This window comes from Ornithinimicrobium pulveris, assembly GCF_050261105.1.
Lineage (GTDB): Bacteria > Actinomycetota > Actinomycetes > Actinomycetales > Dermatophilaceae > Ornithinicoccus.
The window spans coordinates 220,707-246,143 of the sequence record NZ_CP189837.1 but is presented as its reverse complement, the minus strand read 5'-3'; the positions used below and the strand labels follow the sequence as shown (position 1 = coordinate 246,143).

At 70.7% G+C, this 25,437-nt stretch carries 23 protein-coding genes; 10 read left to right on the top strand and 13 right to left on the bottom strand.

Annotated elements, in window-relative coordinates; translation table 11 throughout:
* Nucleotides 1-76: 76 nt before the first annotated feature.
* The gene (locus tag ACQBAT_RS01065; protein WP_420746370.1) at nucleotides 77-877 is read right to left on the bottom strand and encodes a TrmH family RNA methyltransferase; all 801 of its coding nucleotides are present in this window, start codon (nucleotides 875-877) and stop codon (nucleotides 77-79) included.
* A gap of 46 nt (nucleotides 878-923) precedes the next feature.
* Here ACQBAT_RS01065 and ACQBAT_RS01060 point away from each other — a divergent pair, with 46 nt between their 5' ends.
* The 5 genes from ACQBAT_RS01060 (at nucleotide 924) to ACQBAT_RS01040 (ending at nucleotide 4,226) form a co-directional block, all read left to right on the top strand.
* The gene (locus tag ACQBAT_RS01060) at nucleotides 924-1,127 is read left to right on the top strand and encodes a hypothetical protein (protein WP_420746369.1); all 204 of its coding nucleotides are present in this window, start codon (nucleotides 924-926) and stop codon (nucleotides 1,125-1,127) included.
* 78 nt (nucleotides 1,128-1,205) lie between these two features.
* Nucleotides 1,206-1,613: a hypothetical protein gene (locus ACQBAT_RS01055; protein ID WP_420746368.1), complete on the top strand. Its 408-nt coding sequence runs from the start codon at nucleotides 1,206-1,208 to the stop codon at nucleotides 1,611-1,613.
* On the top strand, nucleotides 1,610-2,224 hold the full coding sequence (locus tag ACQBAT_RS01050) for a hypothetical protein (RefSeq protein ID WP_420746367.1): 615 nt from the start codon (nucleotides 1,610-1,612) through the stop codon (nucleotides 2,222-2,224). The genes ACQBAT_RS01055 and ACQBAT_RS01050 overlap by 4 nt, the downstream gene beginning before the upstream one ends.
* Complete coding sequence (locus ACQBAT_RS01045) at nucleotides 2,224-2,841, top strand: hypothetical protein (protein WP_420746366.1); 618 nt, start codon at nucleotides 2,224-2,226, stop codon at nucleotides 2,839-2,841. The genes ACQBAT_RS01050 and ACQBAT_RS01045 overlap by 1 nt, the downstream gene beginning before the upstream one ends.
* The gene (locus ACQBAT_RS01040) at nucleotides 2,838-4,226 is read left to right on the top strand and encodes a hypothetical protein (RefSeq protein WP_420746365.1); all 1,389 of its coding nucleotides are present in this window, start codon (nucleotides 2,838-2,840) and stop codon (nucleotides 4,224-4,226) included. The genes ACQBAT_RS01045 and ACQBAT_RS01040 overlap by 4 nt, the downstream gene beginning before the upstream one ends.
* Before the next feature lie 558 nt (nucleotides 4,227-4,784).
* Here the strand turns inward: ACQBAT_RS01040 and ACQBAT_RS01035 are convergent.
* The 4 genes from ACQBAT_RS01035 to ACQBAT_RS01020 all read right to left on the bottom strand — a co-directional run bounded on the left by ACQBAT_RS01035 (nucleotide 4,785) and on the right by ACQBAT_RS01020 (nucleotide 8,597).
* On the bottom strand, nucleotides 4,785-5,645 hold the full coding sequence (locus ACQBAT_RS01035; RefSeq protein ID WP_420746364.1) for an HAD family hydrolase: 861 nt from the start codon (nucleotides 5,643-5,645) through the stop codon (nucleotides 4,785-4,787).
* A 20-nt stretch (nucleotides 5,646-5,665) separates the two neighbouring features.
* The gene (locus tag ACQBAT_RS01030) at nucleotides 5,666-6,919 is read right to left on the bottom strand and encodes an ABC transporter permease (RefSeq protein WP_420746363.1); all 1,254 of its coding nucleotides are present in this window, start codon (nucleotides 6,917-6,919) and stop codon (nucleotides 5,666-5,668) included.
* Nucleotides 6,916-7,797, bottom strand: coding sequence for an ABC transporter ATP-binding protein (locus tag ACQBAT_RS01025; RefSeq protein WP_420746362.1), 882 nt, complete (start codon nucleotides 7,795-7,797; stop codon nucleotides 6,916-6,918). Before ACQBAT_RS01025 ends, ACQBAT_RS01030 begins: the two co-directional genes overlap by 4 nt.
* A gap of 125 nt (nucleotides 7,798-7,922) precedes the next feature.
* The gene (locus tag ACQBAT_RS01020) at nucleotides 7,923-8,597 is read right to left on the bottom strand and encodes a response regulator (RefSeq protein WP_420746361.1); all 675 of its coding nucleotides are present in this window, start codon (nucleotides 8,595-8,597) and stop codon (nucleotides 7,923-7,925) included.
* A 117-nt stretch (nucleotides 8,598-8,714) separates the two neighbouring features.
* Between ACQBAT_RS01020 and ACQBAT_RS01015 the strand changes: the two genes are divergently transcribed.
* On the top strand, nucleotides 8,715-10,172 hold the full coding sequence (locus tag ACQBAT_RS01015) for a sensor histidine kinase (protein ID WP_420746360.1): 1,458 nt from the start codon (nucleotides 8,715-8,717) through the stop codon (nucleotides 10,170-10,172).
* Here the strand turns inward: ACQBAT_RS01015 and serS are convergent.
* On the bottom strand, nucleotides 10,155-11,432 hold the full coding sequence (serS, locus tag ACQBAT_RS01010) for a serine--tRNA ligase (RefSeq protein WP_420746359.1): 1,278 nt from the start codon (nucleotides 11,430-11,432) through the stop codon (nucleotides 10,155-10,157). The two genes, ACQBAT_RS01015 and serS, sit on opposite strands and share 18 nt — an antisense overlap.
* A gap of 97 nt (nucleotides 11,433-11,529) precedes the next feature.
* On the opposite strand from serS, the gene ACQBAT_RS01005 reads away from it, so the two are divergent.
* Nucleotides 11,530-12,549: a diacylglycerol/lipid kinase family protein gene (locus tag ACQBAT_RS01005; protein ID WP_420746358.1), complete on the top strand. Its 1,020-nt coding sequence runs from the start codon at nucleotides 11,530-11,532 to the stop codon at nucleotides 12,547-12,549.
* A 403-nt stretch (nucleotides 12,550-12,952) separates the two neighbouring features.
* Here the strand turns inward: ACQBAT_RS01005 and ACQBAT_RS01000 are convergent, their stop codons facing one another.
* Nucleotides 12,953-13,405 (bottom strand): DUF4446 family protein, encoded by a 453-nt coding sequence (locus ACQBAT_RS01000; protein ID WP_420746357.1) that lies wholly within the window; start codon nucleotides 13,403-13,405, stop codon nucleotides 12,953-12,955.
* 69 nt (nucleotides 13,406-13,474) lie between these two features.
* On the opposite strand from ACQBAT_RS01000, the gene ACQBAT_RS00995 reads away from it, so the two are divergent.
* On the top strand, nucleotides 13,475-15,544 hold the full coding sequence (locus ACQBAT_RS00995; RefSeq protein ID WP_420746356.1) for a hypothetical protein: 2,070 nt from the start codon (nucleotides 13,475-13,477) through the stop codon (nucleotides 15,542-15,544).
* A gap of 187 nt (nucleotides 15,545-15,731) precedes the next feature.
* Here ACQBAT_RS00995 and ACQBAT_RS00990 read toward each other — a convergent pair whose 3' ends face one another.
* Nucleotides 15,732-16,721 (bottom strand): glycosyltransferase family 2 protein, encoded by a 990-nt coding sequence (locus tag ACQBAT_RS00990; protein WP_420746355.1) that lies wholly within the window; start codon nucleotides 16,719-16,721, stop codon nucleotides 15,732-15,734.
* 19 nt (nucleotides 16,722-16,740) lie between these two features.
* Nucleotides 16,741-17,634, bottom strand: a complete 894-nt coding sequence (locus ACQBAT_RS00985) for a DUF5926 family protein (protein WP_420746354.1) — start codon at nucleotides 17,632-17,634, stop codon at nucleotides 16,741-16,743.
* A gap of 37 nt (nucleotides 17,635-17,671) precedes the next feature.
* On the opposite strand from ACQBAT_RS00985, the gene ACQBAT_RS00980 reads away from it, so the two are divergent.
* Nucleotides 17,672-18,742 (top strand): 3-hydroxyisobutyryl-CoA hydrolase, encoded by a 1,071-nt coding sequence (locus tag ACQBAT_RS00980; protein ID WP_420746353.1) that lies wholly within the window; start codon nucleotides 17,672-17,674, stop codon nucleotides 18,740-18,742.
* 461 nt (nucleotides 18,743-19,203) lie between these two features.
* Here ACQBAT_RS00980 and ACQBAT_RS00975 read toward each other — a convergent pair whose 3' ends face one another.
* The 4 genes from ACQBAT_RS00975 to ACQBAT_RS00960 form a co-directional block, all read right to left on the bottom strand.
* On the bottom strand, nucleotides 19,204-20,709 hold the full coding sequence (locus ACQBAT_RS00975) for a UDP-N-acetylmuramoyl-L-alanyl-D-glutamate--2,6-diaminopimelate ligase (RefSeq protein ID WP_420746352.1): 1,506 nt from the start codon (nucleotides 20,707-20,709) through the stop codon (nucleotides 19,204-19,206).
* Nucleotides 20,710-20,933: 224 nt separating this feature from the next.
* Nucleotides 20,934-22,136, bottom strand: coding sequence for a dicarboxylate/amino acid:cation symporter (locus ACQBAT_RS00970; RefSeq protein WP_420746351.1), 1,203 nt, complete (start codon nucleotides 22,134-22,136; stop codon nucleotides 20,934-20,936).
* Nucleotides 22,137-22,422: 286 nt separating this feature from the next.
* Nucleotides 22,423-24,429 (bottom strand): alpha-amylase family protein, encoded by a 2,007-nt coding sequence (locus tag ACQBAT_RS00965; protein ID WP_420746350.1) that lies wholly within the window; start codon nucleotides 24,427-24,429, stop codon nucleotides 22,423-22,425.
* On the bottom strand, nucleotides 24,426-24,992 hold the full coding sequence (locus tag ACQBAT_RS00960) for a SprT-like domain-containing protein (RefSeq protein ID WP_420746349.1): 567 nt from the start codon (nucleotides 24,990-24,992) through the stop codon (nucleotides 24,426-24,428). The genes ACQBAT_RS00965 and ACQBAT_RS00960 overlap by 4 nt, the downstream gene beginning before the upstream one ends.
* Before the next feature lie 30 nt (nucleotides 24,993-25,022).
* On the opposite strand from ACQBAT_RS00960, the gene ACQBAT_RS00955 reads away from it, so the two are divergent.
* Complete coding sequence (locus tag ACQBAT_RS00955; protein WP_420746348.1) at nucleotides 25,023-25,409, top strand: DUF6394 family protein; 387 nt, start codon at nucleotides 25,023-25,025, stop codon at nucleotides 25,407-25,409.
* Nucleotides 25,410-25,437 lie beyond the last annotated feature (28 nt).

Below are 25,437 nucleotides of genomic sequence, written 5' to 3'. Positions count from 1 at the left end.
CAATCGCCCTCATCCTCGCGACCCGGTCACGCGCACCTCTGCTCGGCACCGGCTCCACGCGTCATCTGCGCGCAGTTCAGCGCCGCTGCCGCACCGCTTCGTACAGCACGATGGCCGCCGACGTCGACACATTCAGCGAGTTCACGGCCCCCGCCATCGGGATCCGCACCCGTTCGTCGGCGGCCGCCAGGACGTCCTCGGTCAGGCCGCTGTGCTCGGTCCCGACCGCGATCGCGACCCCGCCCCGGTAGTCCACCTCCGTGTGCTCCACGTCGGTGTCCGGCGTGGTCGCCACGAGCCGTATGCCGTGTGCCCGCAACCACTCCTGCGTCGCCTCGGTCGTGTCGCTGGCGACGTTGAGCGCGAAGACCGTGCCCTTGGAGGCGCGCACGGTGTTCGGGTTGCCCCAGTCGGTCACCGGGTCGGCCGCAATGACCGCGTCCACCCCCGCTGCGTCGGCCGTGCGCAGGATCGCGCCGAGGTTGCCCGGCTTCTCCACGCCCTGGCAGACCAGCACCAACGGGTCCGCCGGCAGCTCCAGGTCCGCGCACCGCCGGTCGATCGCCCGCACCACCGCCAGGAACCCGTCCGGCCCCTCGCGATAGGCCGCCTTCTCGAAGGCCGCCCGCGACAGCTGCACGACCTCGCTCCCCAACCCGGCCACCCGCGCCACGAGCGCGTCCGCGCCCTCGCTCATCAGGTCAGGGCAGACGTACAGCGACTCCGGGACCACCCCCGCGTCCAGGGCGAGCTGCAACTCGGCATACCCCTCGAGCAGGGTGCGTCCCTCCTGCTCGCGCGTGCGGCGTCGGCGCAGCCCGACCAGCCCCTTGATCCGGGGGTTGGCGGGCGAGGTGATGATCAGGTCGGCGGGCACGAGGTCCAGTCTCGCGCATCGGGTCCAGTGCACTAGATTGCGCTGCGTGGAGGAGGGCGCGGAGCGCAGCGTGCCGGGGCGGCTGCTGGAGCGGGTGCGGGCGTGGGTGACCGCGAGCCCACGCAATGCCGGGTATGCCGTGGCTCTCCTCGCCCTCATCCTCACCATCCCGTTCGGCGGGCTGGCGGCCGCGCCCCAGGAGGAGCAACCGGTGGCCGAGCCCGGGACCGAGGTGGCCGTGGCGCCCTGAGAGATCACGCTGGACCGCGCTGTCTACGGCCGTGACCTGGGCGGCGCCTTCTCCGAGCCTTTCGACGAGCACCAGCACGTGTTGATCTTCGGCACCTTGCGGAGCACGTCCACCGACACGCTGCCGATCAGCGACCTCGACGGCAGCATCCGGATCCCTGACCTGCCGGATGCCGTCAGCGCCTTCGGCACGCCGCTGCGCGAGGGGATGCTGGGTCGGATCGACGTGGTCTACACGGTGGATCCGACGCCGCAGGTGCTGACCGCGGTCGCCCCCGGCCTGACCTACGACGTGGTCGTTGCGGTCGGCACCACCGAGCGCGATCTGCCCGACACCCTCGCCGTCGAACTCTGGGCCAAGACCTACCGGATCAGCTCGATCGAGGAGCGGATGATCTGGACCGACGACACCCTGAGCACCGTCGTCGAGCTGCCCCTTTCGCCCTCGGGCGTCCTCTTCCAGCCGATCTGGGAGCTGCAGCCGTGAGCGTCGAGGGACTGGCCCAGCGGTGGGGCGGGCGCGCGGGCGTGATCGCCTTCGTCCTGGCCTCGCTGGCCCTGGCGCGCGCGGTCGGTGACCGTTTCCCCGACCCGGCCGCCGTCTACGCTGCCCCGCACGAGGTCGCCGCCGCCTGGGAGGAGCCGGCCGAGCTGCGGACCGTCGTCATCACGCTGGGCGAGGTCAGCGCCGGCGAACGGCTGCAGGCCGGGTCAGCGCTCTATGCGACCGAGGGCGTCTTCGTCGTCGTGGATCTGGAGTACGAGCCCACGATCACGGACGTCGGGCTCAGCCACGCCGAGCTGGTCGCGGCCGACGGGCGCACCTACCAACCGACCCGCCGTGACGCCAACACCTGCATCGTGGCCTCCCCCGCCATCCCCGAGACCTGCTCGATCGCCTTCGAGCTCCCCGCTGATGCTGCCCCCGGGGCGACCCTGCACCTGGCGACCAACGCCTTCAACCAGTCCTACGACAGCCTGCTCGTGGCGCCGCTGCCGATCGCGGAAACCGCCGACCTCGACGCACTCCTCGCCCAGGCACCCGACGGCCTCGCGACCCTCGTCCAGCAGGGCACCGGCCCGAGGGGTGGGCGCTGATGGGCACCTGGTGGCGACGCAACCGGTGGGCGCTGCTCGCGCTGCCGTTCGTGCTGGTACTGGCGGCGGTCGCGGGCAGCTACCGCATCTGGGCGATGTGGAATCCCCTCCACCTCACCGACCCGACCGAGGCGGCCGTCGGGCAGGAGGTCCGGCTCGTCACCGCGCTGGAGGACGAGACCGGCCCGTATGCCGTGGACGTCACCCTCTCCGCCGGTCCCGTCGAGGTCGTCACCGACTACGTCGACCGCTACGGCGAGCGCCAGCCCTTCCCCGAGGTCGCGAACACCCGCGTCTGGCGGACCGAGCTGACGGTTGCGGCCGAGCCTGGCAGCCCGCTCTCGGCGTGCCAGGCTCGGTTCACGGACGGGGAGGGGCGAGAAACGACATACGCCTCGGGCCCCAACCTGGGCGCCCCGAGCCTGGGGCTGGACCCGTGTCGCCCGCCGGCGCCCGAGGGTGGCGAGCCGTGGGAGCTGCCCGCGCCCGAGGAACGGCCGGCGACGTGGACGGTGCCGGTCTATGTGCGGCTCGTGCAGGACGCGGTGCCCGAGCGGGTGGATGTCTGGTTCGCCACGCCCCGGTATGCCGCACTCCACCTCGAGGAGGCGCCGTGACCGGGGTCCTGCGTCAGGTCGGGCGCAGCGTGGTCGGTGCGTTCGCGGTGGTGTGGGAGGCGGCGCGCCTGCTCGTGGCGCACTGGCCGGTGCTCGTGGTGCTGCTGCTGCTCGGGGCGGCGCTGCGGGAACTGGTGCTGTGGGGCAGTTTTGAGCTGAGCAAGATCAGCCCGGTCGGCGCGACGATCACGGTGGCGCTCGCGCCGCTGGTCAGCGTGATTGCGCTGATCATGGCGTTGCGTGCGGTGCTGCCCTCGATGCGGCACGTCGGTGCGGATGAGGGGATGTCTCGCTCGCGCGGGCTCGCCGTGCTGACGGCAGCGCTGGTGCCCTTCCTGGCGGTCTATGCGGCGCAGGGCTATCTGCGGGAGGACGCACGGAGGTTCCTCAACGAGACGGCGGCCGATGAGATGAACCGGACCAACTGGTTCATCGGCGAGACGATGCAGGACCGGACGTGGGCGGGGGCGCCGACGGTGGTCGTGGTGACGATCGTGGTCGTGGCGCTGGTGCTGCGGTGGGGGCTGGATCGCTCGGGGCTCGCCCGGCGCAGCGTGGGGCTCGGGCTGCTCGCCGGGTGGGTGGAAGCGGTGTGGCTGCTGACGATCGCGAAGGTCGTCGCGAACAGCTGGTCGGGGGCCTGGCAGTGGGTGCTCGACCGGCGCGGGGTGACGTGGCTGCTGGATGCCTGGGCGTGGGTCGTGGGTGTGCTCGGGCCGCTCGGCGAGGCGCTGAATGCGGCGATCGGGTGGCTGTGGGGCGTGCTCGGCAACTTCGACACCCTCGTGGTCGTGCCGATGGCGTGGCTGACGGTGGGGGCGGTGGTCTATGGGCGCGAGCTGGCGGCGCCGGCGCCCGCTCCGTCGTTGGCGCAGGTGGAGGACCGGATGATCCGGTCGGTGTCCGACGAGCGGACGCGGCGGCGGTTGGAGCGAGCACGGGCCCGGATGGAGCGGGCGCGAGACCGGGCCCGCCGGGCGCAGGAGCGGACCTCGTGGGTGCCGGAGTGGTTGCGGACCTGGGTGGCCGGGCCGGTGACGAGCGTGACGGGACGGTTTGCGAACCTCGGCAAAGGGCTGCTGACGTTGGTGCGGGCCGGGCTGGTGCCGATGGTGACGCTCTGCCTGATGTTCGTGCTGGCCACGCACGCGGGCGTGGCCGGTGCCGAGGTGCTGCGCGAGATCGTCGGTCCGATGGACCCGGACTGGGGCGCCGTCGTTTCGCCGTGGGTGGCGATGGGCCTGAACCTGCTCGGCACCCTCTTGATGGTGGTCCTCATCGCCGCGGCGGTCGACCGCTTCCTCGTCGGCGTCGACCGCGAGGCCGAGGCGGACGAGGCGGAGGCGGACGAGGCGGACGAGGCGGACGGGGCCTCGACTCCCTGAGCCCCGCCCACCGCCCCCCTTTCCACCGGACGCACGCCAGGTCGCCGAAATCACCGACCGGACGCGCGTGGTGTCGCCAAAATCCCCCACCGAACGCGCGCCACGTCGCCGACATCCCCCACCGAACGCGCGTGGCGTCGCCGATCTGCACCCGAGGCGAGCGGGGCCGCTCAGGCACCCTGCGGCATACGGGACTCGACTTTCAAACATGCGCAACGAGGAGATGGCCACGCTGACCTGGGGTTTTCGGGCCGGAGGGTTCGTTGTGCATGTTCGGATGTCCGGGCACGGCCTCACCGGACCCGGTGAGCGACCGACATCGGGGCGCCGCGCGCGTTCGGTCGGCCCGATGAGGAGCACCGCGCGCGTTCGGTGGCCCCGATGAGGAGCACCGTAAGCGTTCGGTCGGCCCGATGAGGAGCACCGCGCGCGTTCGGTCGGCCCGATGAGGAGCACCGTAAGCGTTCGGTGGCCCCGATTTGCAGCACCGTGCGCGTTCGGTGGCCCGGATGGCGAGCATGCTGCGCGTCCGGTCGAAAATGGGGGGGCGAGGGGCGTCTAGGCGAGGTCGGCGAGGACTTCGTCGAGGGCCTGGGCGAGGCCGTCCTCCTCGACGGTGCCGGTGACCTTGTCAGCGGCGGCCATCACCTCGGGCGGGGCCTGGCCCATGGCGTAACCGCGGGCGGCCCAGCCCAGCATCTCCAGGTCGTTGCGCTGGTCACCGACGGCAACGGTGCGGTGGGGCTGGACGCCGAGGTGGCGACGGACCTGCTCGAGCGCCGAAGCCTTGCTGACACCCTCGGGTGCGAGATCGAGCCAGGCGCTGAAGCCGACCGCGTACGAGACACCGTGCAAGCCGATCCGTTCGACCAGGGCGGTGAAGTCCTCGGACGTGGCTCGCGGGTCGCGGAAGGTGACGCGGGTGACCGGCTTGGCGATCAACTCCTCGAAGGGCACCACGATCTCCTCGCCCCAGAGCTCCCCCTCGGGAAAGGGCGAGTCGACCTTGAAGCCGACCCCGATCTCCTCGACGGCGACCAGCACGCCGGGCAGTTCTTGGCGGAGCAGCGCCACGGCGGGTGCCGGGTCGAACGTGACGACATCCTCCAGCCGGTAGCCACCCTCAGCCTCCGCGTCGACCCTGATCGTGACGGCGCCGTTGGAGCACACGTTGAGTCGACCGGGGGTATCCAGCCCGAGCTGTTCGACGATGGGCATCGTGGCCAGCACCGATCGACCGGTCGCGATCAGCACGGTCACGTGCGGCAGGGCGTCGAGCTCGCGTACGACGGCGGCCACCCGCGGGGACAGGTGGCCGTCGTGGTGGACGATCGTGCCGTCCACGTCGAGGGCGACGAGGAGCGGCTGATCGCGGACGGGGTGCCGGTGTGCTCCGGAGGAGTTCTCGGTGAGGGACACACCGGCACCCTATGCGGTGCTCAGTCCTTGAGGGTCAGCGCCTTCCGCCAGGTCAGCGTGCCGGAGGTGTGCATCACCGAACGGCGGTAGAGCCGGACACCGAAGGAGATGGTCAGCGCGCAGAAGGCCAACACCAGGACCAGCGCCACGACCGGCTCCCACCAGGCCGCCTCACCTTCGAGGATCCGCATCGGCATCAGGATGGTCGACATCACCGGGATGAAGGAACCGATCTCGCGCCAGGTGCCCTGCAGCTGCAGACCGACCACGAAGATCAGCACCAGCACCATCGTCAGCGGCATCGTGGTCGCCTGCAGATCTTCGTTGCGCGAGGCGAGCGATCCTGCCGCCGCCCAGATGCAGGCCAGGGCCAGGAAGCCCAGGACGAAGAACGGGATGTACCACAGGATGCCCTCGGTCATGCCCGGCAGCATCGAGGCCATGTCGGTGAACGACAGCCCGATCAGGCCCACCGCGACGAAGAGCAGCAGCTGGGCGAAGGCCAGCGCCGTGTTGCCCAGCACCTTGCCCACCAGGAGCGAGCGGATCGGGATCGCGGCCGCCAGGATCTCCACCAGACGGGACTGCTTCTCCTCGACCACCGAGCTGGCGATCTGCATGCCGAACATCAAGGAGGACATGTAGAAGAGGAACGCGAAGACGAAGCCCAGGATGAAGGCGATCAGCCCTGGGTTGGAGCCGTCCTCGCCTGCGGAGAGATCGCGCGTGGTCAGCACCGTGCCGTCGTTGATGGCGCCCAGGTCCGTGCCCGCGGCCTCGGCGTTCTGCGCCATCACCACCGAGCGCACGGCCTCACCGACCGCCATCTGCAGCTCGGTGTTGGTCGGCCCTTCGTCCACGAGCTCCCACCCGGCGTCGGTCTGCAGCAGGCCGTAGTCGACCTCGCCGCGGCTTGTCGCCGATTCCACGGCAGCAGCGTCAGCGAGTTCGACCGCTTCCAGGGAGGAGTCGGCGCCCGCGTAGGTCTCGGCCTGCTGCACGATCGTGGTGCCCTGCTGGCCCTCGACGCCGATCTTGTAGTTCATCCCGCCCGTGCCCATCCCACCGAAGAAGTGGTTGGCCAGGATGACAGCCATCAGGAGGAAGACCGACAGCGCGGTCGACATCAGGAAGTTGCGATCACGCAGGCGGACCTGGATCTCGCGCATCGCGACGAGCGGCCAGGCGGGCCGACGGTCGTCGCTCACCTCGGCGGCACGCGCCGCCTCGGACTGCCCGGTGGCGCCGGGCTGCTCGGTCTGGATGGTGCTCATGCCGCCACCTCTCGGTAGATCTCGGACAGGGTCGGGCGGATCCGGCTGAACTCCCGGACCCCACCACGGGCAACGGCATCGGCCAGCAGCCGCTCGGCCACGCCCTCGTCAGTCGGCTCGATCAGCACGCTCGGACCTTCGAGGTCCACGACCTCGATACCGGGCACATCGCGCACCCAGCCGGTGTCGGAAGTCATCGTCAATCGGTAGCGCAGCGGCGCCGAGGCCTTGAGCTCATCGGCCGTGCCGCGGGCGACCACGCGCCCCTTGTGCAGCACCACGATCGAATCGCAGAGCCGGTCCACCAGGTCCAGCTGGTGGGAGGAGAAAAGGACCGGTATGCCGCGTGCCGTGTGCTCGCGCAGCAGCTCGCTCATCTGGTCGACCGCGGCCGGATCCAACCCGGAGAAAGGCTCGTCGAGCACGAGCGCGAGCGGGTCACCGAGCACCGCGGCGATGATCTGCGCGCGCTGCTGGTTGCCCAGCGACAGGGTCTCCACCTTGTCGTTCATCCGATCACCCAGCCCGAAGCGCTCGAGCAGCTCACTCGCCCGCGCCTTGGCATCCTTGGCGCTCATCCCGTGCAGCTGGCCGAGGTAGACCAGCTGACCGAGCACCGGCTGCTTGGGGTAGAGCCCACGCTCCTCGGGCATGTAGCCGAACCGGCTGCGCACCCCGCGCGGCGCCGGGGCGCCGGCCCAGAGCACCTCTCCAGCGGTGGGCTGCAACACCCCCATGATCATCCGCATCGTGGTCGTCTTGCCCGCCCCGTTACCACCGACGAAACCCACCATGGCCCCCTCGGGGACCTCGAAGGTGACGTCGTCGACCGCGAGCGTATCGCCATACCTGCGCGTCAATCCCTGCACCGACAACATGACTGGCCCTCTCCTCGTCCAACCTGATCGAACCGTGTGTCGACCACGCTAGGCGGAGCCGGAGCCGCCCACATCGGCCCCGGTGCGGAGATCTCGGCGACCGCCTCTCCCCCTTGCGACGGAGGTTAGCGGCCGGGTCTGACCAACCCTGCGTCGTAGGCGGCCACCACCGCCTGGACCCGGTCCCGCACGCCCAGTTTGGCGAGCACGTTGGACACGTGCGTCTTGACCGTCGCCTCGCTCACGTAGGCCTCGGCGGCGATCTCCGCGTTGGACAACCCGCGGGCGACCAGGACCAGCACCTCGCGCTCGCGCTCGGTCAACGACGGGAGAGGTATGGCGTTTCCCTCACCCTCGTCGGTCGGCTCCTCGACCCGAGACATCCGGGAGATGACCCGCATCGTGACCTCGGGGGCGAGCAGAGCGTGCCCGCCGGCGACCGTGCGCACCGCCTCGACGAGGTGGTCCGGGTCGGCGTTCTTGAGCAGAAACCCGCTGGCCCCGGCCTCAAGCGCGTCGAAGAGGTAGTCGTCGCGGTCGAAGGTGGTGAGCATGACGATCTTGGTGTCGGGGTGGTCGGCGACGATGCGGCGGGTGGCCTCGATGCCATCGAGGACCGGCATCTGGACGTCCATCAGGATCAGGTCCGGGCGCAGCTCGGGCACCGCGTCGATCGCCTGCTGACCGTCGCCCACCTGGCCGACCACCTGCAGGTCCTCCTCCACGGACAGGATCATCTTGAAACCCTGCAGCAGCAGCGGCTGGTCGTCGACGAGCAGGATGCGGATGGGGGCGCTCACCCTGCGATCCTGTCACTGTGGCCGCGCGAGCGGACGCCCGGGACGCGCGGGATCGGTGGCGGATCTCCGTCGTATGGCCGATCCGGTCTGTCGGACCTCGTGCCTAGGGTGTCGAACATGGAAAGGCTGGAGCGGTGGTTCGGCGCCGATGAGGACTGGGAACGGGTCCCGACGGCGCTCGATCGGCGACGGGATCTGCAGTGGGCCCTGGTGGCCTTCCTCGTCGTGGCCTTCGGCACCGAGATGATCCGCTCGGGGGGTGGGCTGGTCGATGAGCCGCTCGGGATCGGGTGGCAGTACGTCGGGATCGCCTCCGCCGCGGTGCTGGTGGCCCTGCGCCGGGTGGCGCCGATCACGGTGATGCTGCTGGCCTGTGCCCACTTCGTGATCGTCGGGCAGCTGATGCCGATGACGATGAGCTCGCTGCCGATGCAGTTGTTGTCCTTCTTCCTGTTCTTCTCCGGGGTGGCGTGGGCGCGCAACCGGCGGGCCGTGGTGCTGGCGACCGGGGCGGTGCTGCTGGTGATGGCGCTGTGGTTGGCGTGGTGGTTCGCGCTCGGGGCGGGGCTGCAGAACATCCGTGATCAGCTAGGTGAGGACGTGGATTACAGCGGTGGGCTGGTCACGCCGATCACCGCGATCCTGATGCTGATGGCGATGGGGAACGCGATCTACTTCGGTTTCGCGATCGCGCTTGGACAGGTGGCCTGGCGGGGTGCGCTGCGCAACGCCCAGACGCTGGCCCAGGCGCGCACGATCGAGGAGCAGTCGGCCGCGCTCACCGATCAGGCGGTCGTGGCCGAGCGGCTGCGGATCGCCAGGGAGCTGCACGACGTCGTCGCCCACCACGTGTCGGTGATGGGGGTGCAGACCGCGGCCGCGCGACGGGTGATGGACCGCGATCCCGAATCCGCCAAGGAGGCCCTCGCCGCCGTGGAGTCCTCCTCCCGTGAGGCCGTGGGTCAGATGCGGCAGCTGCTCGGGACGTTGCGCGCGGACAGTGGCTTCGGCACCGAGGACCGCAGCCCGCAGCCGACCCTGGCTGACCTGCCGGCGCTGGCCGAGAGTGCCAGCACGCAGACCCTCACCGCCACGGTGGAGGTGGTCGAGTCCAGCCCCGGCGCGGCCTCTCTGGTGCCACCGCCGGTGCAGCTCTCGGCCTACCGGGTGGTCCAAGAGTCGCTGGCCAACGTGCACAAGCACTCCACCGCGCGGACGGTGCGGGCGGTGGTCCGCGTCGATGAGAGCACCGGCCGGGTGGAGGTGGAGGTCGTCGATGACGGCCACCAGCGGGTGGGCACATCGGGCACCGGGCTGGGCCTGCTGGGCATGCGCGAGCGCGCCCAGCATCTCGGTGGCGGGGTCGAGGTCGGGCCGCGCCGAGGCACGCTCGGGTGGCGGGTCCGGGTCTGGTTCCCGCTGGATGGGCGGCCGATGGCGGTCACGGGGGCGAGCCAGGGGGCAGCCGCAGCGGCATCTGGGCAGCCGAGCCCGGCCGCACGGCAGGGAGAGCGCCCCGGCGGTCGGCGGCAGCCAGCCGACGACGCAGCCGCGCGATCAGCGGGGGGTGAGTGACGACATACCGGACAGAAAGGGGCGCAGCGCCTCGGGGACGTGCACGGACCCATCCGCCTGCTGGTGGTTCTCCAGCAGGGCCACGATCGGGCGCGTGTTGGTCGCCGCGGTCCCGTTGAGGGTGGCCACGATGCGGTTGGCGCCGCCGTCGGGCGAGCGCTCCCGGATGTTGAGCCGGCGCGCCTGGAAGGTGGTGCAGTTCGAGGTCGAGGTGAGCTCGCGGTAGCGGCCCTGGGTCGGCACCCAGGCCTCGCAGTCGAACTTGCGCGCCGCCGGACCACCCAGGTCCCCGGCCGCCACGTCGATCACGCGGTAGGGCAGTTCAAGGGCGTCCAGGATCCGGCGCTCGATGCGCAGCAGGTTGGCGTGCTCGGCCTCGGCGTCCTCAACCCGGCAGTAGACGAACATCTCGGTCTTCTGGAACTGGTGGACGCGGAAGATGCCCTTGGTGTCCTTGCCGTACGACCCGGCCTCGCGGCGGTAGCAGGTCGACGTCGCGGCATAGCGCAGCGGACCCTCGCTGAGGTCGAGGATCTCATCCGCGTGGAAGCCCGCGAGCGCCACCTCCGAGGTGCCCGTGAGGAAGAGGTCGTCCGCCTCAAGCCGGTAGACCTCGTCTGCGTGCGCGTCGAGGAAACCGGCGCCGGCCATCGCGTCGGGACGCACCAGGGTGGGAGGCACGACCGGGACGAAGCCCTCCTCCATCGTGATCTGGCGGGCCAGCCCCATGAGCGCGTGGTCGAGCAGGGCACCGATGCCGGTCAAGAAGTAGAACCGCGCCCCCGACACCTTCGCGCCGCGGGCCATGTCGATCGCCCCGAGCGCCTCACCGAGCTCGAGGTGGTCCTTGGGCTCGAAGCCCTCGGCGGCGAAGTCGCGGGGGGTACCGACCTCCTCGAGCACCACGAAGTCGTCCTCGCCCCCGACCGGAACGCCGTCGATGATGACGTTGCCGATCCGGCGCAGGGCATCCTCGCGGGCCTGGGCGGCCTCGTTCTGCTCAGCGTCCAGGGTCTTGACGCGGGCAGCGAGCTCCTTCACCTCGGCGAGCAGCGCCTGCTTCTCCTCGCCCTGGGCCTGGGCGACCTTTTTGCCGAAGCTCTTCTGCTCGGCGCGGGCGCTCTCGAAAGCAGCGAGGGTCTCGCGGTGCCGGGTGTCCGCAGACAGCGCAGCGTCCACCGCCGAGGGGTCCTCGCCGCGAGCCAGCTGGCTCGTGCGGGCACGGTCGGGGTCGTTGCGCAGGTCGCGGATATCGAGCATGGATCAAGCCTAATGGGGCGCGGCCACCCGATTTCCCGGTATGCCGCAGGTCGCCCGGGCGGGCCACGGGGCGTGGCGGCGACTAGCGTGGGTGGGTATGCAGCAGGACACCTCTCCCCGCACCCTCGCCGTCATCGTGAACCCGACGAAGTTCGATGACGTCAACCGGGTGCGCGCGAAGGTGCAGTCGGTGTGCGAAGAGCACGGCTGGGCCGAGCCGCTCTGGTTGGAGACGACCGTCGACGACCCGGGCGAGGGACAGGCGCGCGAGGCATTGGACGCAGGAGTCGACCTGATCTGCCCGTTGGGCGGTGACGGCACGGTGCGGGCCGTGGGCTCGGTGGTGGCGGGCTCCTCGGTGCCGCTCGGACTGCTGCCAGGTGGCACCGGCAACCTGCTCGCCCGCAACCTCGGGCTGCCCGTGGATTCTCTGGAGCGGGCGCTGGCCGTCGCGCTCACCGGGCAGGACAAACTCATCGACACCTGCCGACTGGACCTGGTCCGGCCCAACTCCGAGCAGCTGGCCGAACGCTTGGAGGACGAGGACGACCCGGCGCGCACGGTCGACTTCGAGGACGCCGTCGATGACCCCTCCGATCCTCGGGCGCGCGAGCAGCACACCTTCCTGGTGATGGCGGGGCTAGGTTTCGATGCCGAGGTGATGGCCTCCGCCCCTGAGCGGCTGAAGGCTCGTGTCGGCTGGTTGGCCTACCTGGTCACGGGGCTGCAGCACCTCAAGGGCCCGCAGTTCACGATCGCGCTCAAGGTCGACAGCGCACACCCGATCAAGCGTCGGGTACGCAGCGTAATGGTCGGCAATGTCGGCAAGCTGCAGGGCGCGATGGAACTGCTGCCCGACGCCGAGGCCGATGATGGCGCGGTCGATGCTGTCCTGCTCTCCCCCGAAGGCATGGTCGGCTGGGCCGCGATGGTCGCCCAACTCACCACCCGCCAGCGTTTCGGTCACTCGAGGGTCGACCACTTCTCTGGCGAGGAGATCCGGGTGGTCTCGGACAAGCCTGTCGAGATCGAGATCGACGGCGACACCCTGGGCACCGCCATCGCCATGCGCATCCTCGTCCAACCCGGCACCCTGCTCGTCCGCACCCCCGCCTGAGCTCGCCCTCTCCTTCATCCCGACCGAACGCGCGGCATGGTCTCGAAAGCACCCACCGGACGCGCGCTGTGCTCTCTATTCGCGCAACCGAACGCGCGGCAAGGTCGCGGGATAGCCCACCGGACGCGCCCTGTGCTCCCCGAATCCTCGGGGTTGACTTTCACACATGCACAAGTGATGACACCGGACCCCTCACTAGGTGTTTCTCACTGAAGATTCGCGTGCTGCATGTGTGAAAGTCAGGGCGACGGCGTGCCGCGGGCGCAGAAGGAGCACCGCACGTCCGGTGGGCAGAATCGCGAGCACAGCGCACGTCCGGTGGGCAGAATCGCGAGCACAGCGGACGTCCGGTCGAAGAAGAGGGAGGGAGGGAGGGCGGGCGGGCGGGGTCGCGACGTGAAACTCAGTCGGCCTTGCCGGTGCGGGCGGCGTCGAGGGCCTGGCGCTCCTCCGGGGTCAGCACGACCTCGGAGTCGCCGCCGACGATCCCTTTGGCATAGGTCCGGCTCTCACCGCGCGCGTGGATCGAGCTGATCACCAGCCCATCGCCGTCGTCGTCGACCACCGCAGCGCTGAAACTCATCCGCCCGCCCATGTCCCCGAACGCGTCGTAGCGCACCACCGCCACGTGCCGCAGCGCCTGCGCCAGATCCCCTCGCACCTGCTCGACGCGTGTCTCCAACGCCTCGATCCGCTCCCGCTCCGGCGTGGTGGGCGCCCCCGCCTCGATCAGCGAGCGCAGCCGTCGGTCGACCACCCGCAGCCGGGCGACGGTGAACGCGGCCACGACCAGCGCGAGCACGGCCACCGCGGCGGCGATCCAGCCGAGCAGCTCGGGGTCGAGGTCAACAGGCACGCCACGAGACTAAGCGCTCAGCCTCCTCCCACGCGCACGTGACACCATTCCTGCCCAGGAGGTGGAGGTATGCCGTTACACCGGTGGGGCGCATGGGCTCTCGTCGGCGCGGTGCTGGCTGCGTGGCTGGTCGCGCTCGCGTTCGGCGGGCGTGACGGCGCTCCCGGCCAGGTCGACCAAGCTGACCCCGCGCTCGCGGCGAGCGATGCGCCAGTGGTGGTGATCGGCATACCGGGACTGACGTGGGACGCCCTGGAGCGCTCGGATGCCACGCACCTCAAGCAGCTGCGAGACGAGGGCGCGACCGCTGCCCTCGTGCTGCGCGGCACGCACGAGGTGACCTGTGCCGAGGACGCCTTCCTCACCGTGGGCGCGGGCCAGCGGGCAGCGACCGACATCTGGGGGTGCGGTGACCACCCGGGCACTCTTGGCGGCGGCACCGCCCTGTGGACCGACGACGACGGGGTCGCCGCCCAGCCCTGGCAGCGCTGGCAGGAGGCTGCCGACCGGCGAGCTCTCGGGCCCCAGCTCGGCAGCCTGGCCGACCGCGTCTGCGTGGCCTCCCACGGCGAGCTCGCCCTGATCGGAGCCGCCGACGCCCAGGGAAAGGTCGCCCACGCCTCACCCGACGGCCTCGGCGGCAACCCGCAGGTGGCCGACCAGCCTCCGCTCCCTGGCTTCGTCGAGGGGTGCGCGGTGCAGGTCTACTCCACGTTGCCGGTTTTCCAGGGCGACCGCCCGGGCGTGCTGGAGAACGTCGACGCCGCCCTGACTGAGCTCCTCCCGACCCTGCCCGAGGACAGCCGGGTCATCGTCGCGGGGCTGGGCCACACGGCATACCGGGCGGAGGCGATGGCCGTCCTGCTGTGGGGACCGGACGCGCACGGCGGCCTGCTCACCTCGACCTCCACCCAGCAGGCGGGGCTGATCCAACTCACCGACCTGACCACCGGCGCGCTGCAGCTCCTCGGCGAGTCGGGCGAGGGGCTCGCAGGCGGCCAGCTGGGGATCCTGCCGGGCTCGCCCGAGCGCTCGAGCGAGCTCGCGGAGGGGGTGACGCAGGCGAAGGTGCAGGCGCCGTACGTCCTCGGCGCCGCCGGTGCGGTGCTGCTGACCGCGCTCGGGATCGCCCTGCTCGCGCGGCTGCAGCGGGCCTCGGCCGTGATCGCGACCGGGGCCATGGCGGTACCGGCCGCGACCTTCGCCGCCGGACTCGTGCCGTGGTGGAGCGCGCGCCAGCCGATGGCCGAGCTGACCTTGGTCCTCCTGGGGATCGCCGGGCTTATCACCGCGATCGCGTGGGCCGGGCCGTGGCGGCGTCATCCGCTGGGGCCGCCGGCCGTGGTGGGCGCGGTGACGCTCGCGGTACTGGGGGTGGATGTCCTGATGTCGGCACGGCTGGGCCTGGTCTCCGTGCTGGGGCTGCAGCCGGTGACGGCCGGGCGGTTCTTCGGGACGGGGAATGTCGGTTTCGGGATCATGCTCGGCGCCTTCCTGGTCGTGGCGGCAGGGCTGCTGACCTGGTTGCGCAGAGTCGAGGCGGCGCTCGCGGTCGGCGTGCTCGGCGGTGTGATGCTGATGCTCAACGCGGCGCCCCAGGCCGGGGCGGACTTCGGCGGCGTGCCCGGCACGGTCTTCGCCACCGGCCTGCTCATGCTCACTGCCCTAGGTATGGCGTGGCGCCCCCGATCCCTCATCCTCCTGGGAGTGGCCGGTGCCCTGGTGGCGGCCGCGATCATGGTCGCTGACTGGGCGCGGAGCGCGGGCTCGCGGACGCACCTCGGCGACTTCGTGCAGAGCGTGCTGGACGGGGAGGCGCTCGGGATCGTGGGCCGCAAGCTCTCGCAGAGCCTCGGAATGCTGGTGACCTATCCGATCTCGTGGGCGGCCGTGGCGGTCTTCGTGCTCTTCGTGGTGGTCGTGGTGAAGCGCTGGCCGTCCTGGACGGCGCCGCTGTGGCAGTGGCGTGGGCTGCGCCCGGCGATGCTCGCGGGGATCGTCGCGATGGCGCTGACCTGGGCCCTGAACGACTCCGGCCTGCCCGCGGTGGCGTTGACCCTGACGATGCTGGTCACGGCAGGAGTCGCGGTGCTGGCGCAGGGGATGCGGCCACGGGAGAAGAGCAGTTCTCTCGTCTGATCACTGATGTGCAGATCCGGCTGTGCACTATGCGCGCCCCAGCACCCGACACGCAACACCAGATCGGAACAGTGCAGGACACGCCGGGCGAGGTGGTGGGAGCGGTGAGGCCGCCGCGCGGCGTGGAGAAAGCTGGGCTACGGGCTGGTCCAGCTGCCGATCCTGGCGGCGCTGAGCGAAGGGTGGCTCAGAGGTCGTGCCAGCGGCCGCCCCGGAGGTCCCGGACGGACCCGTGCTGGCGCCCCTGACCGCGGCGCTCCTGATGCCGGCGCTCCTGACCGCCGCTGGTCTGCGTGCCAGCGTCAGCGCTCGCGCCATTGCCCCGGAGCGTACGAACAGTCTTGCCGACCAACGGGCCACCGCGTTGTGCCACTGTGCCCAGGACCGGACGGGCGAGGCGAGCCGCCGCCACGGCGCCCGAACGCACGGCCCGGCCACCGGCGATGCCACCTTCGCGGACCTTGTCCGAGAGCCCCGACCGATCGGCCAGTACCCGCGTCACATCCGCCAGCTGTCGGGCGCGGTGCACCTGCGAGGACAGGTCCCGACCGGTCACGCGGTGTCGCAACTCGCACGGCACCTCGACCACGACGAGCCCGGCCCGCAGCACATCGACGGTCATCCCGACCTCCACGCCCCACCCGGGCGCGAACGGCAAGGCCGCCTCCAACGCCGCTGGGGACAGACACCGCTGCCCCGACAACGGCTGCTGCGGCGCCCACCCGGTCAGCCGAATGATCCCTTCGCGCGCTGTGCGCACCACGATCCCGAACCCACCACCGGGCGTGTCCTGCGGCGGCAGCACCCCGATCGCCAGGTCGGCCTCAGCGGCCAGCACGGGCTCGACGATCACGCCCAGCGCCTCAGCGGAGTCCTCCAGGTCGGCATCGGCAAAGAGCACCGGCGCTCCCGGCGCAAGCTGACGCGCCCGCCGCACACCGCTCTCCATCGCCGCGGCCTTGCCACGATTGCGCTCGTGACGCACCACGTCGACGCCACCGGTCCACTCGACCACAGCCGCGGTCTGATCCGATGACCCATCGTCGACCAGGACGATCTGCATCACCGAGGGGATCCGTTGCAGCGCAGCGATAGTGCGCCCGACGCGCTCCTCCTCGTCCTTGGCGGGCACCACGGCCACCACCCCGGTGACCACCTGCCCGACCTGCACGTTCACGGCATACCTCTGGACTCGGTCAGCGCAGGGTGACCTGGCGGGAGACCAGGCCGTCGCGGGCCCGGCGCTCGTCCACGGTGAGGGGCTCGTCCACGGTCAGCGCCTTCTCGTAGCGCCCCTGCAGCTCGCCCAGCGCGTCGGCGAAGGTACTCGCCTCCGCATCCGCGTCAACCTCGATCACCGGCACGAGCAGACCCGCCGCGCGGAAGGCGCCGAGCAGCTCGGTCCCCTCGCCCAGCGTGTGCTCGCCGGCCGCCTGCAGGCGCGCCATCGCCCGGGTCGCGGTGTCCTCGTCCTCGCCCAGGATCCAGCGGATGTAGGAGCGACCGGTCATGTGGCACCAGTACGCGGACGGCGCCCCCTCGACCCGCGCCATCGGGACGGCGGAGTCGTTCATCTGCTCCAGGGCGGCCTTCTGCTCCTCGGTCGCCTCCTCGCCCAGCCAGAAACCGAAGTCCTCGTGCACGGTGACCTCGAGGTCCTGGCCGTCGGCGAGCAGGTCCTGCAGGCGGGGGGTGTCCGCGGTCGCGGGGCGCACGGAGTTCACCGAGCTGCCCGGCTCGGCCGCGAGCGCGGTGAGCACGGCCTTGGCGATGTCTCGGGACGCATCGCCGCTCGTGGTGCGCGACTGCATACCGGCGAGCACGTCACCGTTGTCGCGCTTGAGCGCGGGGATCGCGCCCGGCAGCACGCTCGCCAGCGTGATCTCGTGCTCGCCCGCTGGGACCGGGCGGCCGTCGACCTCGGTCTCCTCGGGGACGACGACGGTGACCGGCGCGGTGGCCGCCGGGAGGATCTCGCGCATCGCGACCCAGTCGCTCTCGTGCGCGAGGCCCTCGAACGGACGCCCCACGTACGGCGCGCGCTGCGCCTTCGGCTCGGAGGTGCGCTTCTTGCGAGATGCCTTACCCATGCGGGCGAGTCTACGTGCGCGACTAGGCTGGCTGAGCATGAGTGAGGACCAGCTGGAGTGGGCGCCCGCGGAGGGGCACGGGGACGAGGTCCGGTATGCCGTAGACGGCACCCTGGGCAGGGTGCGGCTCAACCGACCCCAGGCGATCAACGCGCTGGACCAGGCGAGCGTCGCTTCGCTGCGCGCGCAGCTGACCGCGTGGGCGGGCGACGACGAGATCGACGCGGTGCTGATCGACGGGGCGGGCGATCGCGGGCTGTGCGCCGGGGGTGACGTGCGGGCGCTGCGGGAGGACGCGCTGGCCGGGCGGCTGTCGGCGGCGGAAGAGTTCTGGTCGACCGAGTACGCCGTGAACGGGTTGATCGCGGACTACCCGAAGCCGTATGTCGCGTGGATGGACGGGATCGTCATGGGCGGCGGGGTCGGGGTGTCGGCGCACGGGTCTCTGCGGGTGGTGACCGAGCGGACGAAGCTGGCGATGCCGGAGACGATCATCGGGTTCTTCCCGGACGTGGGCGGGCTGTGGTTCCTGGCCGATGCGCCGGGGGAGCTGGGGACGCACGTGGCGTTGACCGGGCTGCCGGTGTCGGGGGCGGACGCGGTGGTGCTGGGGATGGCTGACGTGCTGGTGTCGTCGGGGTCGCGGGATGCGTTGGTGGCTGCGCTGCGCGCTGAGCCGGAGTTGGCGGCTGGGGCCGTGCTGAGTGCGCCCGGGGTGTCGCGGGTGGCCGAGGAGGAGGGTGACTCGTGGCTGGCGGCGCAGCGGGGATGGATCGATGAGTGTTATGCCGGTCCTGATGCGGCGATCATCGTGGAGCGGTTGCTGGCGCGGCCCGAGGTCGAGGCGCAGGAGGCGGGGCGCGCGATCGCGGCCCGGTCGCCGCACTCGGTGGCGGTGACCTTGGAGGCGTTGCGGCGGGCAGCGTCGATGGATGTGCATGAGGTGCTGGAGCAGGACCTGGTGCTCGGGCGGGCGTTCGCGGGTCATCCGGACTTCGTTGAGGGCGTGCGCGCGCAGGTGGTCGACAAGGACCGCGAGCCGCGCTGGGCGACCGGGTCGGTCGCGGACGTGAGCCGTGCCGAGGTGCTGGCCGCCTTCGGCGAGTAGTCCCCCCTTTTCGACCGGACGTCCGCTGTGCTCGGGAAACCGGCCACCGGACGTGCGCTGTGCTCGGGAAACGGCCCACCGAACGCGCGCGGCGCTCCGAAAACGGCCCACCGAACGCGCGGGCAATCGCCGCCTCGCGACCCCCGTGGATATGGGTCGCTATGGGACCCCAGATCCACCACCTTGCTCCCTGCTCTCGAGCGCCTCGCCTTTCAAACGTGCACAACGGATGCTTGAAGAGTGCTGACCTGCAGCTTTATCCGCGAACGCGTCGTTGTGCATGTTTGAGAGCACGGGCTTCCGGTCAACCTGGGATGAGGCACACGGCTCTCGCGTTCGGTGGGCCGGATCGGCGACACAGCACGCGTTCGGTTGGCCGGATCGGCGACACAGCGCGCGTTCGGTGGGAGGGATCGGCGACACAGCACGCGTTCGGTCGAAGAAGGGAAGGGTGGAAGGAACTACTGGTCGGCGCGGCGCAGGCGGAGGGCCTCGCGGGCGACGTCGATCTCGACCCAGGGAATGAGGGTGTCGCCGCGCTCGAGCGTTTCCTCCGGACCCTTGCCTGCGAGCACCACGGTGTCGGAGGGGCCAGCCTGGCGGACGGCATAGCGAATGGCCTCGGTCCGGTCACCGATCGAGATGAAGTTGTCGCGGCCACCCTCGCGAGCGCCCCGCTCCATCTCGTCCAGGATGTCCTGGAGTGGCGTGGTGCGGTGATCCTCTTCGGTGAAGACGGCGTGGTCAGCAACCCGCGTCGCGACCTCACCGAGCGGGGCCCGCTTGGAGGGGTCACGCGGCCCACCGGCCGAGCCGAGCACCACCCACAGCTCACCTTCGGTCGTGACGCGCACGGTGTCCAAGGCCTTCTCCAGGCTGGGGGCCGTGTGCGCGAAGTCCACGATCACCCGCGGATCACCCTCCTCGCGCTCCACCATCTCCATCCGCCCGGCAACGCCGCCGAAGCTGTCCAGCCCGGCGATCAACTCGTCCAGCCCGACGCCGGTCTGCGCCACCCCGGCCATCGCCGCGAGTGCGTTGGCCACGTTGAACCGGCCGATCATCGGCAGCTCCGCGCGCGCCGTCCCCAACGGGCTGGTCACCGTGAAGCTCAGTCCGTCCGGCCCCTCCTCGACCTCGGTCGCGCGCCAGTCCGCGTCCCCGCCCTCGGCGCTGTATGTCGTCACTCCCCGACCCGCTTCACCCTCACCCGCGATCTGCACGAGTTGGTCGAACCACGGCTGGTCATCGACGTTGAGCACGGCATGGCGGGCAGCGCGGACCAGCTTGGCCTTGTCGGCGAAGTACTGCTCCATCGACCCGTGGAAGTCGAGGTGCTCACCGGTCAGGTTGGTCCAGATCGCGATGTCGTAGTCGACCCCGCGCACCCGGTCCATCGCCAGCGCGTGGCTGGAGGACTCGACCACGGCATGGGTCGCCTCGTGGGTCCGCATGTCGCGCAGGATCTGCTGGACCTGCGGTGCTTCGGGCGTGGTGAAGTGCGAGGGGGGCTGCCGCAGACGCCCATCAGGCAGCTCATAGCCGATCGTCGACAGCAGCCCGGTCGCCCGCCCCGCGTGCCGCAGGAGGTGCAGCGCAAGGCAGCTGGTGGTGGTCTTGCCGTCGGTGCCGGTCACCCCCAGCACTGTCAGGTCGTCGGAGGGTCGGCCGAGGACCGCCGTCGCCGCATCGGCCAGGGCCGCGCGCGCACTGTCCACCTTCAGATAGGGCACGCTCACCGATCGCGACGCCAGCCCCTCGCCGATGACCGCGACCGCACCCCGCTCGATCGCCTCGTCCATGAACCCATGACCGTCGAAGCGCGCGCCCTTGATCGCCACGAAGACGTAGCCCGGCCGCACCCACGCAGCCTGGTGACTGACCCCGGTGACCACCACTCCGCGCGGGTGCTTCGGGGTGTCCTGCAGCTCGGCGTCGAGGGCCTCGACGAGGTCAACGAGGTTCATGGCCACACCCTAGCCGCGACCTCCGACGCCCTGTCGTGGGGCAGGACGGGGGCGCTGCGGCATACGGGACAGGGTTGTGATCCTGCTCACAGATAGGGCGAGCGGTGCAACGACTGGCCCTACGGAGGCGTCTGTTGCATGTACGGGCTGCGAGAAGGCGCCGGGCGCAGGGGGCTCGGCGCCTTCTGCATGCCAAGGGCAACCCCGTCCTGTATGCCGTGTCCTCAGACCGCGTGCGTGCGCCCCTCCGCGTCGAGTTCCTTTTCGTCGAGGTCATGGCCCGCCAACCGGTCCACGGCCATCGCGATGGCGCCGTCGCCGGTGACATTGGTCGCCGTGCCGAAGGAGTCGATGGCGATATAGGTCGCGATCATCAGCCCGACCTGCGGCTCGGTGAAGCCGAGCATCGAGGTGAGCAGACCGGCCGCGGTCATGATCGCGCCTCCCGGCACCCCCGGCGCCGCGACCATGGTGATCCCCAGCATGAAGATGAAGCCGATGAAGACCGGCACGTTGATCTCGCTGCCGCTCAGGAACATCACCGCCAGCGAGAAGCTCACGATCTTGATCGTCGACCCGGCCAGGTGGATCGTCGCGCAGAGCGGGATGACGAACGAGGCGACCGGCTTGCGCACCCCCATCGCGATCGTCTGCCGCAACGTCACCGGGATCGTGGCCGCCGACGACGAGGTCCCGAGCGCGGTGGCGTAGGCCGGCAGCATGGTGCGCAGCGCGGTGATCGGGTTGCGGCGCGCCAGAGCTCCGGCGACCGAGTACTGGATCAGCAGCATCAGCACGGTCAGCGCGAAGACCAGCAGGATCACGCCGAGGAAGGTGGTCACCACGTCCCACACCTGCCCGACGGCCGTCATGTTCATGAAGATGCCGAGGATGTAGAGCGGCAGCAACGGGATGATCACGCCGGCGATGACCTTCTCGATGATCGAGCGCAGATCGACGAACGCGCCGCGCAGGATGTGTCCCTTGATCAGCGTCAGCCCGATCCCGATCACGAAGGAGAGCACCAGCGCGGTCATCACCCCGAACATCGGCGGCATCTCCACCGTGAAGAAGGGTGTCAGCAGCGCTTCCTCGGGGTTGGCGATCTCATCGAAACTCCCCGGTCGCAGCATCCGCGGGAACAGCGCCATGCAGACCGCGAAGGCCATCATGCCGCCGAACAACGTGGACCCGTACGCGATCGCCGCCGTGATCCCCAGCCACTTGCCCGCTCCAGCGCCGAGCTCGGAGATGGCCGGCGTGATGAGCGCAACGATGAGCAGCGGGATGATGAAGCTCAGGAAGTTGCCGAACAGCCCGTTGAAGGTGACGAAGATCCGCGTCACCCAATCCGGCACGGACAGCCCGAGCACGATGCCCAGCACGATGGCGATGCCGATCCGCGGCAGCAGTCCGATCTTGGTCATGTATGTCGTTCTCTCCCCGAGCGATCCCCTCACCGGGAGCGCCTGTCGCCCGAACACTAGGGCCGGGGTCCGACAGACCCGCACCCGGGGGTCACGGAGGACACCGCCTGCGCGTCCGGTGGGCCTCGGGGGCGACATCCCGCGCGTCCGGTGGGCCTCGGGGGCGACATCCCGCGCGTCCGGTGGGCCTCGGGGGCGACATCCTGCGCGTCCGGTCGGCCTCTGGGGCGGCACCCCGCGCGTCCGGTCGGCCTCTGGGGCGACACCCCGCGCGTCCGGTCGGGGGTTAGGGGCGGACGAGCCAGACCGGCTGATAGGTCGACAGGTAGATCGACCCGTCGGCTTCCAGGTTTGGCGGATAGCCGTTCAACGCGTCGATCGTCTGCTCCGGCGCCAGGCCGAGCTCGCTCAGCCACCAGGCCGGCACCTGCCGCGGCGTCTCGGTGATGTTGTAGAGCCCCAGCAGCGGCCCGACCGGATGCCGCCGCAGCACCGCAAAGATCCCCGGGTCCGGCGAGGCCACGACCTCCGCCGGCACCGACGCGTGCAGGTGCGGCAGCCCCGCCCGCACGTGCGCCAGCTGCCGCATCCCGGCCAGCACCCGTCCCGGCGCCGAGCCCGGATCCTCGCGCGCCTGCAGCACCCGCCCCCAGTCCAACCGCGGCCGGTGCGCCCAGCGGTTGTCGTCCGCGTGCTCAGGCGTGTCGGCCCAGGCGTCGTCGTTGAGCGCGGCGATCTCGTCCCCGGACCAGATCACCGGGATGCCGCCGAAGCCGTGGATCACGGCATACCCGAGCAGGACGCGCGCCACCGCCCGGTCCACGAGCACGGCCGCCTCCTCGACCCCGACCTCGTCGAAAGCGGCCTCCAGCGCCGCGAGCGCCGACCCCAACCCCGCCAGGCTCGCCGCCGACCCCGAGATCCGCTTGTCGTCGGTCGCCGGGTTGTGCTGGAAGACCAGGCCCTCGGCGGGTGAGCCGTCGAACTCGCCCGAGTAGTACTCGGACAGGAATCGCCGGTGCCGCCACCCCTGCACCATCACCGCCGAGGCGTCCGCATCATCGATCGCCCACCCGATGTCGTCATGGCAGCGCAGATACGTGATCCAGGCGGTCGTCGAGGGCACCGCGGGGAACCGCCCGAGCGCGTGCGTCGACAACCGACTGTCGCGACTGGCCAGCATCGACCAGATCTGCACCATGAGGCTGTTGTGATAGGCCAGATCGGAGACCTTGCCGTGGTGCCGGCCTTGGCCCAGATAGTGCACGACCTCGTTCGGCCCGACGATCGCCTCGGCCTTGAAGATCACCGCCGGCGCCGCGATCCGGGCCACCGCGCGCAGCGCCTGGGTCAGCTGGTGCACCTCGGGTTCGTTCTGGCAGACGGTCCCCATCCGCTTCCAGAGGAAGGCGATCGCGTCCAGCCGCAGCACCTCGACGCCCTGGTTGGCGAGGAACAGGATGACGTCGGCGAGCTCGCAGAAGACGTCCGGGTTCTCCCAGGCCAGGTCCCACTGATAGCTGTTGAAGGTCGTCCAGACCCACCCTTCCAGCTCCTCGTCCCAGGTGAAGTTGCCGGGGGCGAAGTCCGGGAAGACCTCGGGCAGGGTGCGCTCGTAGGCATCCGGCACGGTCCGGTCGGGGTAGACGTGGAAGTAGCGCCGGTAGTGCTCATCGCCCGCGCGCGCCGCCTCCGCCCAAGGGTGCTCGCGCGCGACGTGGTTGAGGACGAGGTCCAGGCACAGGCTGATCCCCTCGCCGCGCAGCGTGGTCGCCAGCTCGCGCAGGTCCGCCATCGTGCCGAGGTCGGCGCGCACCTGCCGGTAGTCCGCCACCGCGTAGCCGCCGTCGTTCGGCGCCGGACGCGGCCGCAGCAACGGCATCAGGTGCAGGTAGGTGACCCCGAGATCCTTGAGGTGATCCACCCGGTCGGCCACGCCAGCCAGCCCGCTGCCCTCGGGCGCGAGTCGCTCGGCGTACGCGGCATAGCCCACCACCCCGGGCCGCTGGAACCAGTCCGGCTCCAGCGAGCGCCGCTCGTCCAGCAGGTGCAGCTCCTCGTCCCTGTCCCGGTATGCCGCAGCAGCCAGTTCGAGCACGCGCTCGGCGACGTCGGCGGGCTGGGGATAGGGCGCCAAGCCCTCGAGCAGGTCGTCCCACCACCGAGCCGTGCGCAGCGCGAAGGTGGTCCGCCTGTGCTCGGGCAGGCCGACGAGGATGTTCTCCAGACGGGTGCGGGCGGCAGAGGGCAGCGCCGCCGGCCACGACAGCGTCTGCGGCGACGGGGTGCTCACCGGGTCATCTTCGCAGAACTCCTCAGCAACTGGGCCATGGTCCGCGCCACGGCCGGTCCGAGATCGGCATCGCTCACCTCCTCCCCGTCGAACGTCCAGCTGATCACCCTGCCCAGCACGTCCGCACGACTCCGGCCGGGGCATCGGGTGCACACCAGCACCCGGGTCGGACGGCGGTGCCGGTGCACCACGTGACCAGCGGGGCAGCTGCCCTGCCAGCGGCCCGGGACCACCGGTGTCTCGCCCGCCTCATAGCACCGCGAACCGGTGGCGCCGATCGCGATGGCGCGGGCACGCCAGACGGAATCGTGGCCGTGCTGCGGGCCGACCAAGGCGTGCGCGATCTCGTGCAGGAGCGTCTCGCGAACCTGCGCCTCATCGTGTGCGGCGGTCACGTGCGGGCTCAGGGTGATCTCTCGGGTGCGGTGATGGCACGCCCCCGCCCGGACCTTGGCCCGGTCGAAGCGGAACGTCCAGCCCGACAGCGCATGCTCGGCCAGCAGGTCCCGCGCCAGCCGTTCGGCATCCTTGAGGTTCACGACGCCCATGCTAAGAACGAGCACCGACAGACCTTGAGGGCTATCGTCGGCACTGTGAATCTCGAGAAGGTGGTCTTCGGCTTCTTCGTGCTGCTGGCCGCGACCCTCAACTTCGGCTATGTCATCGGTGACATGTCGAACCCGGCGCTGCACAACATCTACGAGCTCTACGCCGCGGTGGCGGTCAACATCATCGCCACGATCCTGAAGTTCGGGGACCGCACGCAGATCGGTGCCGTACACCTGGCCACCAGCCTCGTCGCCAGCATCCAGCTGATCATCGCCGCTCTCGTCTGGATCTGGAGCAGCCACGTCGACCCGGGCGGCCTGACCGAGGGGCACATGGCCAGCGTCGTCTCGATCGCCGCCGGCGCCCTGCTCGCCAACATCGTCTCGGTGGTCCTGCTCGTGGTGGAGACCGTCTCCTACCGGCGCCGCTGAGCGGTGAGCGGACGCGCGAGAGCAAGCC

Bases quoted from the DNA above. Each gene is read 5' to 3' on its own strand.
- ACQBAT_RS01045 (WP_420746366.1), top strand. From the start codon at position 2,224: ATGGGCACCTGGTGGCGACGCAACCGGTGGGCGCTGCTCGCGCTGCCG.
- ACQBAT_RS01030 (WP_420746363.1), bottom strand. From the start codon at position 6,919: ATGAGCACCATCCAGACCGAGCAGCCCGGCGCCACCGGGCAGTCCGAG.
- ACQBAT_RS01025 (WP_420746362.1), bottom strand. From the start codon at position 7,797: ATGTTGTCGGTGCAGGGATTGACGCGCAGGTATGGCGATACGCTCGCG.
- ACQBAT_RS01015 (WP_420746360.1), top strand. From the start codon at position 8,715: ATGGAAAGGCTGGAGCGGTGGTTCGGCGCCGATGAGGACTGGGAACGG.
- serS (WP_420746359.1), bottom strand. From the start codon at position 11,432: ATGCTCGATATCCGCGACCTGCGCAACGACCCCGACCGTGCCCGCACG.
- ACQBAT_RS01005 (WP_420746358.1), top strand. From the start codon at position 11,530: ATGCAGCAGGACACCTCTCCCCGCACCCTCGCCGTCATCGTGAACCCG.
- ACQBAT_RS00995 (WP_420746356.1), top strand. From the start codon at position 13,475: ATGCCGTTACACCGGTGGGGCGCATGGGCTCTCGTCGGCGCGGTGCTG.
- ACQBAT_RS00985 (WP_420746354.1), bottom strand. From the start codon at position 17,634: ATGGGTAAGGCATCTCGCAAGAAGCGCACCTCCGAGCCGAAGGCGCAG.
- ACQBAT_RS00980 (WP_420746353.1), top strand. From the start codon at position 17,672: ATGAGTGAGGACCAGCTGGAGTGGGCGCCCGCGGAGGGGCACGGGGAC.
- ACQBAT_RS00975 (WP_420746352.1), bottom strand. From the start codon at position 20,709: ATGAACCTCGTTGACCTCGTCGAGGCCCTCGACGCCGAGCTGCAGGAC.
- ACQBAT_RS00970 (WP_420746351.1), bottom strand. From the start codon at position 22,136: ATGACCAAGATCGGACTGCTGCCGCGGATCGGCATCGCCATCGTGCTG.